The sequence below is a fragment of the Sphingomonas sp. CFBP9019 genome (genome assembly GCF_034045155.1).
Lineage (GTDB): Bacteria > Pseudomonadota > Alphaproteobacteria > Sphingomonadales > Sphingomonadaceae > Sphingomonas > Sphingomonas aerolata.
Window position 1 is genome coordinate 899411 of record NZ_JAXCWK010000001.1, and the last position, 10794, is coordinate 910204.

Below are 10794 nucleotides of genomic sequence, written 5' to 3' on the forward strand. Positions count from 1 at the left end.
TTCGGGTGCCCTTCCCCGCCTCCCAACTTCCGCCCTTGTTTCATGGAGTTCCACGGCAACGCTTGCCATCCGTTTAAGCGGTCGGTCGAAATGACTGCCTGGAAATCGATGGCTTCCAAAAGTCATCCCGAACGATGCAAGATTAGCCGCCTTGCCTGGTCGCGCTGCTGAGTGCGGGCGTTGCTCAGTACTGAACAGCTTTGATAGGCGGCCGAACAGTGCGCCTTAATAATGCCGACCGTCATAAAAGGTCATCATAACTGACGCGATTATGTCGCGTTGATATCATAGGCGAGGCGCTCGAGACCGCAGATTGGTCTTACATTGGGTGGGCCAGCCGTTCCGTTCTGGGGAAGCCTCTTTGCCCGCCCCTTTCGGAGATGCTGGCTCAATGCTGTTCCTTTCGCCCGCCAGACGCGTCCGGTTGGCCGCGTCCGCGGCCTGTGCGCTTCCGCTGTTGTTCGTAGCTAGTGCCGCAAACGCCGAAGACCCGACCGCTGATCCCGAGCAGACCAAGTCCGACATCATCGTCATGGGCGATCGCGCGATCCGCTCGGACAAGGAGCAATCGACGTCGGTACGTGACTCTATCGTGTTCGACGATCTCGAAACTCTGTCCGCCGACGGCAGCGTTGCAGGCCAGTTGATCCTGCTGCCCGGTATCAGCGCGATTGAGGATGGCGATGCGCCGCGCTTCGTCAGCATCCGGGGCATCTCGCCCGATCTCAACCAGACCACGATCGACGGGATCACGCTCGCGACGATCGGCAATGACGGCGAGGGTTCGCGCAAGGTCAATTTGCAGCAAATTCCGTCCGAACTCGCGTTCCACAACGACGTCTACAAGACATTTACCGCCGAACAAAATGGCGCGGCGATCGGGGGGATCGTCGACATCGTCACGCGCAGCGCGTTTGCCCTCAAGCGCCGCTATGTCATGGTCGACGGCTATGGTATCTATTCGTCGTTCAGGGGCGATGGCGGCAGCAACGCCGGCAACGGCAGCACGCCGCATTTCGGCGCCGGTGGCAAGATGGTGTTCGCGGACAAGTTCGGCGCGGGCGATCAGTTCGGCGTGGTCCTGTCGGCGCGCTACGAGAACCGCATCCGCAACTCGCGCAAATGGTGGCAGGACACCAAATATTACTTCAGCGACGCCGGCAAGAAGCTGGCCGGCCCCGACGATCCCGCGTGGAACGGCATCGCCGTACCGTACAACCATAGTTACGGCAGCTATACCAACCGCCTCCAGACTGCGGGCAGTTCGGCGAAGTTCGAATGGCGTCCGCTTGGCACCGACATCTATGCGTCGCTGCTCAGGTTCAATTATCGTCAGTGGGAATCCTCGACGATGAACAAGAATGATTACTACACCAAGAACAGTGTCAGCGACCTGACCGCGGAGGGTGGCGGATCGGACATCAACAGCCTCTATTCACGCTATCGCTACGATACCTGGAACAAGGCGACGGTCGGCGCGATCGGCAATGTCGAATGGCACGACGACCGCTCGTCGTTGCGCGTTCGCGGCGGTTACACCCGCGCCCGGTACGACAATACGCAGCCCTATATCGGTGTCCGCGCCTATCCGACTGGCCTTTCGCTCGACTGGGCGGCGGGCAATGACGGCACCGGCGGGCTGCCTTACGTCACCGGGATCAACAAGCCGGGCCTCGTGCTCGGATCGCCGTACAAGCTCAGCACAGCGCAGACGACATACCGCATGGCCAACGAGGGGCTGGCGAATGCGCGCGTCGATTATGGATGGAACGCCGAGCCCGAAGATCGTGGCTTCGGGTTCGTCACAGGGATCGAATTCCGCAACCTGGAACTGTCGCGCAACGTCGATATGACCGAATACAAGCTTGGCCAGGCGATGAACGCCTATCTCTACGATCCAGGCTATGTGCCCGTGGGCGCACCGCAATCGTTCCCGTGGGTCGACTGGGCGCGCGTGAAGAAGGAGTTGTGGCCCAAGTTCGTCAAGGACGTACCCAACTCGACCTACGACAGCATCACCGGGGATTATCGATACACCGAGCGGCTGGTAACGCCGTTTTTGTCGCTCCATTACGCCACCGACGATACCACGCTGGTCGCGGGCGTCCGCTACGACCATACGCGCTTTTCCGCGTTCCAGCCGACGATCACCGGCGGCACAGCGTCGGCGGTGATGACGCGGAACAAAGGCGGGTACCAATACCTGTTGCCGTCGTTCTCCGGCATCCAGGACTTCGCCGGCGGCAAGAAGCTGCGCTTTTCGTACAGCCGCACGCTCGGCCGCCCTACACCGGGCAATATCGCGCAACCGGAATCGCTCAATTGCGGCGACGAGGACAGCGGCGGGGCGGATTGCTCGATCAGCCGCGGCAACCCCGATCTGCGCCCACGTCGGTCGGACAATCTCGATGTTCAGTTCGAGCAGTATTTCCACAAGGACGGCATCATCTCGCTCGGCGCGTTCGCCAAGTGGATCAAGGACGACATCTTCACGCTGACCACGACGCAGCTGATCGACGACGTCAACTACCGGGTCCGCCAGCCGCTCAACGCCGACAATTCGCGGCTGTACGGCGTCGAGTTCCAGGCCGCCGATCACGATGTCAACCTGTTCGGCCAGCGGATCGATCCGTTTTTCAACGCAACCTGGCTGAAGGGACGGATGTCGATCACCAGCGATGCGGGGACGCGGACCCTGGACCGGCTGATCTACCAGCCAAAGTGGATCATCAACGGCGGCGCGACGCTTCGCCTGCCCGCGATCGACGGCGCGTTCCGCACGACCGTCACGCACCGCGGCAGCTACATGGAGGGCATCGGCGAGACCGCGCAGGACGACAACGGCCGCGCGGAGCTGACCACCGTCAACCTCGGCCTGTGGCACCGCGTGACAAAACACGTGACGTTCAAATACGAGATCACCAACCTGCTCAATGACCAGCCGAAATTCCTGGTCGGCAACGGCCTTCGCTACGTCAGCGAAGTCGACGACTATGGCCAGGGTGCCTTTTTCCACATCATGCTGCGCTGATAAGCCGAACAGAGGTACGACCATGTACGAAGTCGATCGCCGCTATCTTCTGTCCGCCCTGGGAAGCCTGACCGCCGCTGGTGTCCTGCCTTGGCGGGCCTCCGCCGCCGAGGTGCGGCCCCGCAACCTGATCGAGGCCCCGCGCTTCCCCACCCCGCCGTTCACGTTGGGCGTCGCGGCCGGCGATCCCGATGCCACGGGCTTCGTCATCTGGACGCGGCTCGCGCCCCTACCGCTCCAGCCCGATGGCGGCATGATGATGGCCCCTGTGCTCGTTGCCTGGGAGGTCGCCGCCGATCCCGACTTCCGTCAGGTGCTTCAGCGCGGCGAGGCGATCGCACACCCTGAGCTGGCGCATTCGGTCCATGTCGAGGTCGCCGGACTCGCTCCCGCACGCCCCTATTGGTACCGCTTCACCTGCGGCGGCGAGCGTAGCGGCACCGGGCGCGGGGCGACCCTGCCCCCGCCAGGCGCACCGCTCGACCGCGTGCGCTTCGCCGTCGCCGGCTGCCAGCATTACGAGGAGGGCTATTACACCGCATGGCGTCACATCGCCGCCGAACCGATCGACTTCGTGTTCCATTACGGCGACTATATCTACGAGGGGCCGGACCGCGGCGAACAGGCGCGCGGCGCGAAGAAGCCGCTGGTGCGTCGCCACCTCGGCCACGAAATCTATTCGATCGGCGATTACCGCCAGCGCTACGCCCAGTACAAGAGCGATCCCGATCTCCAGGCCGCGCACGCCGCCGCGCCCTGGTTCGTCAGCTTCGACGATCACGAAATCGACAATAATTGGGCCGGCGACATCGATCAGGACAACACCACGCCGGAGGTGTTCCGCACGCGGCGTGCGATGGCGATGCAGGCCTATTACGAGCATATGCCGCTACGCCGCTCATCGATGCCCGACGGATCGCACATGCAAATGTACCGCGGCGCACGCTTCGGCGATCTGATGGACGCGTTCTTCCTCGATACACGGCAATATCGTTCCGATCAGGTCTATGGCGATCGCGATGCGCCGCAAGGACCGGACGCCTTCGCGGCCGACCGGTCGATCACGGGCGCACCGCAGGAAGCATGGCTGTTCAAAGGCCTCGATCGCTCGAAGGCACGCTGGAACCTGATCGCGCAGCAGGTGTGCCTGATGAACCTCGGCTACCACAAGGCAGGGCAGCCCGAGCAGCTTGTCTCGATGGACCAATGGTCAGGGTACATGAACAGCCGCCGCCGCCTGCTCGCACATATCGACGCGCGGTGCCCCGGTAACGTCATGACCGTCAGCGGCGACGCGCACCGCCATTACGCCGGCGACCTCATCCAGGATCACGGCAACGGCAAGATCATCAGCAGCGAATATCTCGCTACCTCGATCAGCTCGGGGGCGGACGGCGTCGGCGAGGACGACGACTATACCCGCTCATCCCGGACGGAAAATCCGCATCTCAAGGCGCTCACCGACAGGCGTGGCTATGTCTTGTGCGACGTCGACCGCGATCTGTGGCGCGGTGACCTGAAAGTTCTGGACACGATCGCGACGCGGAACGGCACGCTCTCGACGCACACCACCTTCGTTACCGAGCGTGGCAAGCCGGGGTTGCAAAGCGCCTAACCCGTGCTCAGAAGTCAGAAGCGTAGTCCACTCGTATGCCGAGAGACGACCCATAAGCCGACGTCCAGACGGGTTTCACCGCTTCCCAAAATCGGACTCTCGTTCATCTATTTCTCCGGACTTTTTCTCCGACGAATGATCTACCGGCAGGAAAGGTAAGCACAAACGCTGCGCCCTGTGTTGAGGGTAGAAGGTCGATCGCAGCTTTTTCCGCGGACAATAGAGAGCGGGCGATCGGTAGTCCTAGTCCGGTACCGCCGTGAAGCCGTCGGCTTGTGAAGAACGGTGTGAAGACGCGATCACGATCGCCTGCCGAGATACCGTGACCATCGTCCTCGTATCGGATCGACACCGCTGTGGGGTGATGATCCAGCCGAAGCGTCGCGGTACATGCGCCAGCCTGGCTGCTATTCTGGGCCAGTATCCGCAAGACGGCCGTTAGGAGTTCCGCGCCGATCGGTACATCGCCATCGTCCTGCAAAACGATCGATATCCCGACGTCGTCCAATCCGCTGACGACGTTGCGCAATGTGCAATGGCCCGCCTGTGTGGTCGCCATATCAGCCCGCGCGAGTTCCAGCAGCCGCTGGACCAGTAAGGCAAGCCGGTCCGCGTCGGCGCCCGCGTTGGCGAGAAATCGCTGTCGTTCCGCATCCGTCATCTTATGCTCGCCAAGCAGTTCGAGTGCGCCGCGGATGCCGGTCAGGGGAGTCTTAAATTCGTGGCTCAACGCTGCGGCGAAATCACGCAGATAGCGGGCGCGGGTATCGATACGGTCGGCCATGGTCGCGAAGTGCGCATAGAGTTCTCGAATCTCGATCGCAGCGGTGACGGGGGCCTCAGGGATAATCACATCGCCGCTCGCGACGCGCTCGGTTGCGCGGGTCAGTTCACGGATCGGGCGGGCGATACCGCGCGACAATAGTCCCGCGAGCATCAGGAGCGTCAGAAAGATCGACACAACGCCCAGCGCGATTTTACCGCGATCTTGATAGATCCCGAGGAACAGTCCGCGCGGTGAACGCGAAAGCATGACGACGCCGACGACGCGGCCACCGACGATCACCGGCCGCACATGATGGACGCGAATCGTGCTCGCACGGCTGAGCCATTCGAGCGGCGATCGCAGCCCATAGGGGTTGTCTGTCCGGAGCCGAAGCGTGGTCGCCACGCGCCCGTCGAGAGCGCGGCGCACTTCGAGAACGTCGGCGTAGCTTTTTCCCAGATCGTCATGCCCCACGACCACGACGCCCGCGCCGTCGAGCAGTCGGGCCGCGGACAGCGTGACCGCCGCGGCGTCTTCCATCACCGGCGCCAGCCCGCGTGCGATTTCGATCGCCCCCGGGTTGGCCACGCCGGCAGACTGCGCCGGAGGCATTTCGTCGAGCACCGGATCGCTGCGCAGGTCGATCGTCGGCGGCTCGGGCGCCAGCGGGCGATTGCCCTGCGTGTGGTCGCCCCACGCCGCCCGGTACGCCGCCGCGAGCACCGCGCCCTGCGCGATGAGTTCGGCCTCGGTCTGCTGGACCAACGTGTTCTCGTACACGCGCAGGGCGACCGCGCCGACACCGGGCAGCGCAGCCACGAACACGAAGGTCGCGAGCAGGATCGTGCGGATCGACAGCGCCGGCCAATGGCGTTTCGCGATCCGCTTGCCCGTTGCGATCAGCCGCATCGGCCGAGGCGATACCCGACACCGCTGCGCGTCTCGACCAGATCATCGAGCCCCGCGCGGGCGAATTTGGCGCGCAGGTTGCGGACATGGCTGTCCACCGTGCGGTCGGTCATCGCAAAGCCGGGTCCGTGCAGCCGGTCGATGATTGCGTCGCGGCTGAAGACTTTCGACGGCATAGTGGCGAGCAGCGCGAGGAGTTGGAACTCCGTTGCCGTCGTCGCGATGGGCTCGGCGTCCACGCGCGCTTCCCAAGCGTCAATGTCAAGCGCCAGCCGGCCGTAGCGGATGACCGTTGCGGGCATCGGCGGCGGTGCCGGCACGCCGCGCTTTAGGATCGCGCCGACACGCGCGACGACCTCGCGCGGCGAGAAGGGTTTTACGACATAGTCGTCGCCGCCGATCTCGATCCCGACGATCCGGTCGATCTCGTCGTCGCGCGAGGAGAGGAACAGGATCGGCAATCGGGCCTGCGCGCCACCCGATGCGCGCAGCCGCCGACACAGGTCCAGCCCGTCGAGCCGCGGCATATTGATGTCGAGGATCATCAGGTCGGGGACATTCTGCTCGACCGCGGCCAGCGCCGCCTCGCCGTCGCCAGCCTCGGCCACGCTCATACCCGCCCGGCCGAGCGCGAAGGCCAGCAGATCGCGGATATGCGGATCGTCATCGACGATGAGAATATGATGGGTCATCGCGTACATTGCTGGCGCTTTCCGGTGGCCGGCGTCAACTGACGCGCTCCACTGTCATGACTGCAAGCCAGGGCCCCACGCTGTCGCCGGTGAGCGCCGGCCAATACCAGCTCGGCACATCCGAATAAGTGGTCCCGTTCGCGGCGCGGATATGTTCGCAGACCTTCAAGCGTACGCCGCCTCGTTGCGCACCAAAACAGGAAGATCGGCCACCAACTACGGTGCGCATGGGCAGCGGCGCAATCGCGTAGCCCAACGCGGCGAAACAGTCGCGCGGCGGGTGGAGCAGCCGTGTCGCACGGGCGACCTGACGTAGCACGATCTGCCGCTGCCCGTCGCCGAACCGCGCGACATGGCCGGGAAAGTCCCGCGCGAGCATCGCGTCGCCGGGCCCTGTCGGAAGACGTACGAGCGCGCGCCCCTCGAACCGCGTCGGCCATGGCGTCAGCGGCGGCAGCAACAAGGCGCGCTGTGGCACCAGCGGTGCCCCAGCGGCGAACACAGTCGCCAGCGCGAGCGCGATCGCACGCTTCATAGCGACATCCTTCGGCGGGTGAGTAGCAAAACGGCAGTGCCTGCAACGAACGCGAACGCGGCAAGTCCCACCGCCTCATGGACTACCGGGCCGTGCAGCATCGGGATGAAACCGCTCTCGACATAGAACAGGCTTGCGGCACGCAATGTGTTGCCCGTGATCGCGACCGCAACAGCGCCCGCCAGCAGCAAGGCGAAACGGAGCGGCGGGGCCCGAACGATCGCTCCTACGAGGCTCGCCAGAACAAGGAGCGCCCACAGCATCCGCACACCACTGCACGGCCCGTCGAACAGTAGTTCGCGGCCATGCCATTCTAGCGCGACGCCCTCAAGCGTGACGCCGATCCCGTTCATCCTTAGCAACCCCGCTGTCAGGAGCGCGGAGACACGGCGCAGCGGTCCGGCGACCAATATGTCGAGCGTCGGCAGGATCGGCACCGCCAGCAGCGCCAGCGCCAGCACCGGCCATCGCAACCGCGGCATCGCGCTCCAGCTCAGCCCGGCGACAACCACGCCGATCTCGATCAGCGCCACGCTGGTCAGAGCCGCAGCGGCGCTGGCGACCAGCACGGCGACCACCCCATCGGCTCGAACTTCGTGCGTTGCGTGGACCAGCGCCCAGCCGAGCGCGGCGAGCAGCGCCAGTGTTGTCGCGAGCCCGACGCCGTCGGCGCGACCGGCCAGCAAGGACAGGCCGTGCCAACCGCCGCCCGCGACGATCACGGCGGCGATCCGCGCGGGGATCACGCCGCCACCGCCCGCAAGTCGCGCTGTCGTTTGACCAGCCATGCGCCGGCCAGCGCCGTCAGGATCAAGAGCGCCCAGGTTTCCGGCTCGGGCACCGTAGGCACCGCGTCAGGATCGGGGACCGGCAGCCCGTTCGCGGTATAGTCGTGAACGGTCTCGAGGACGACAGCGCCGCTGACGGGCGTGATCACGTTGACCCGATGCGCGAGGCTTATTGCGCCCTCGCGTGCTTTGCCCCGACTGCCGCCCATCCCCGCTAATCGCTCGGCTGCCCAGAGCCGCACGATATGCGGCGCCCCCGTAATTGCAGCGCGAGCGAGCGCGGTCCTCGCGACCGTCCAGCGCGGCGCATTCCCGCCAACATCGGCTAGGATTATGCGGAGATCCGCCGTTGCATCGCCGCTCGGGGAGGGCAATCGCGCCGTGTCAAACCAGCGGTTTCCGGCGAGCGTCATCGCTCGTCCTGGTGCGACCTGATACCGGACCAATCGCGGCAGCGCGGGAAGCCGCTCGAGCGCTTGCTCCAGCGCCGGCTCGGGCGAAGTGAACCGGATAGGCTGCGCACCGTGCAGCCACAGCAGCGTGGCATCGGCACGTGGCATCGCCTGAAGCGCAACCGCAAGCCCGGCACGGTCGTCCTGTCCTCCCCGGAAGCTCATACCCGCCAGCACCGCGCGCACCTCCGCAGCCTGCTCGCGCGACCAGGGACGCGGCATAACGAAGCCGGGCTCGTCGCCAGCGACGACCAGCCCGACGACACGCCCGGGAGCAATCGCCTCCAACGCAGCCGGCAGCGCGGTGGCGATGGCCGCCATGTCCGCTGCGCTGTCTACGACCAGCATTACCGGGCCGCGTGATGAGGTTTCCCGCACGATCCGCTGCTCGACCGACACAGCTGCAGCCTTGCCTTGCATCGCCATGCTGCCGAACGTCGTCAATGGCACCGTCACCGGGGGCAATGTCAGGCGAACTCGCCCGGTAAGCAAAGCCGCATCGTTCAGCGCCGTGCGCGCCGCCCTGTCCCCCTCGATCCAGATGGCGTGTCGCAGGTCGGCGTCGAGATCGAAATTGCGCTCGACCATGGTCGGCAAAGCCAGCGTCCGGCGCCCGTCCGGCCGGATCGCGAACGGCGCGGTCACGCCGATCCTAAGCCGCATCGACGCACGCGGCTGGATCGGAAAGACCTGTACAAGCAAACGTTGCGCGCCATCGGTCGTCACCAGCAGGGGATCGCGCGACGCGCTGACCACCTTCCTGTACGCAGCCCGCGTCTCGCCGCGGCCGGCGATGCTCGCCTCGCGCGGCTCGCCGTTGATCCACAAGGTCGCGCGCGACGCGACTGCCCCCTCCGGCAGCGCAATGTTGAAACGCGCCTCGCGCTGTATGTCGCCCCGGTTGGCCAAGTCGATCGTCCATTCGAGATAGGCGAGACTGTCGCGTGCGGCGACCGCGCCGTCGATACGCGATCCCGCCAGTGCCAGATCCGGCACGCGCCCGCCGACCGCCTCGCCGCCCTGGTCATCGTCCCACGCGAACAGCCTCGTCCGATCGCCGACGGCGTACCCCGGCCGCGCAGCGGCGTTGAATGCCTTCCCCGTCACTCGGTAATAAAGCTCGCGCGCCGCGTCGGTCCGGCGCTGTTCGTTCCAGAACACCCCGTTGGTCCAGGCGGACACGAGGAAGCTCGCGACGCCGCTCGCACGTGCGCTATCGCCATAGGATTGGCGGAGCAGCATGTCGCGGTCGCCGAGGGCGCGCATGAGCGCCACCGCGCTCCGCCGCCGCTGGACGCTCCCGTCATAGCGATCCAGGGCGACCTGCGTGATCGTGGCGGGCAGATCGACCAGCAGCAGCGCGACCACGCCCAACGCGACACCGCCGACAGCGATTCGGCCGCCGCAGTCGCGCGATGCCGCCGTTTCACCCGTCCAACGAACCGCAAAAACTAGTCCCGCGAGCGGGGCGAACGGCAACAAGCCGATACCGACGAGAATGATCGCGATGAACGCGAAGGGCAGCATCGGCAGAAACAAGAGACTATAGCTCGCCGCCACCGCGATACTCACGCCGCCGACGATCACCAACCACACAGGCGCCGTATCCTCCGTCCGCAGTGCGCGCCAGAGCAGAAAGTTGACGATCGGTACCAGGGAGATGAGGACGACATGGCCGATCGTCGGCACCGGATCGAAGAACGCACCGGCACAGATCCCCGTCACCAGTTCGATCAGGATCACGATGGCGGGAAAGATACTAGCGACGACAAGTGCGCCTGTGCCCGGGCGGGAATGGTCGGGATACGACATGGCGAATGGCTCCTTCGGGAGCCGTTTGCCGCAACGATGCCCAGCCGAGATGATGACTCCGTGAAGACTTTCGGGAAAAGATGTGCAGGAACGGTGCAGACGCGGAGTTAGGTAGCGACTTGAGTGAGGCCCCCCGATCTGACCTGGGTATGATAGCAAGGCAGGAGCGTTTCGCGGGACCGCCGCCATTGCGA

7 protein-coding genes are annotated in these 10794 nt (G+C 65.1%); 2 read left to right on the forward strand and 5 right to left on the reverse strand.

The window, feature by feature from the left end; all coding sequences use genetic code 11:
* Positions 1-391 precede the first annotated feature (391 nt).
* Both SOM18_RS03820 and SOM18_RS03825 read left to right on the forward strand, forming a co-directional pair.
* Positions 392-3031, forward strand: a complete 2640-nt coding sequence (locus tag SOM18_RS03820) for a TonB-dependent receptor (RefSeq protein WP_320481302.1) — start codon at positions 392-394, stop codon at positions 3029-3031.
* Positions 3032-3053: 22 nt separating this feature from the next.
* Complete coding sequence (locus SOM18_RS03825; protein ID WP_031441483.1) at positions 3054-4646, forward strand: alkaline phosphatase D family protein; 1593 nt, start codon at positions 3054-3056, stop codon at positions 4644-4646.
* A 103-nt stretch (positions 4647-4749) separates the two neighbouring features.
* Here the strand turns inward: SOM18_RS03825 and SOM18_RS03830 are convergent, their stop codons facing one another.
* From SOM18_RS03830 to SOM18_RS03850, 5 genes are read right to left on the reverse strand one after another with little or no spacing between them, the layout of a single operon-like run.
* Positions 4750-6321: a sensor histidine kinase gene (locus SOM18_RS03830; RefSeq protein WP_042467531.1), complete on the reverse strand. Its 1572-nt coding sequence runs from the start codon at positions 6319-6321 to the stop codon at positions 4750-4752.
* Positions 6312-7022: a response regulator transcription factor gene (locus SOM18_RS03835; RefSeq protein WP_081874380.1), complete on the reverse strand. Its 711-nt coding sequence runs from the start codon at positions 7020-7022 to the stop codon at positions 6312-6314. Before SOM18_RS03835 ends, SOM18_RS03830 begins: the two co-directional genes overlap by 10 nt.
* A gap of 25 nt (positions 7023-7047) precedes the next feature.
* Positions 7048-7548, reverse strand: coding sequence for a hypothetical protein (locus SOM18_RS03840; RefSeq protein ID WP_042467533.1), 501 nt, complete (start codon positions 7546-7548; stop codon positions 7048-7050).
* The gene (locus SOM18_RS03845) at positions 7545-8336 is read right to left on the reverse strand and encodes an exosortase/archaeosortase family protein (RefSeq protein WP_320481303.1); all 792 of its coding nucleotides are present in this window, start codon (positions 8334-8336) and stop codon (positions 7545-7547) included. The genes SOM18_RS03840 and SOM18_RS03845 overlap by 4 nt, the downstream gene beginning before the upstream one ends.
* Positions 8291-10600, reverse strand: coding sequence for a VIT domain-containing protein (locus SOM18_RS03850; protein ID WP_031441489.1), 2310 nt, complete (start codon positions 10598-10600; stop codon positions 8291-8293). Before SOM18_RS03850 ends, SOM18_RS03845 begins: the two co-directional genes overlap by 46 nt.
* Between the last annotated feature and the right edge of the window lie 194 nt (positions 10601-10794).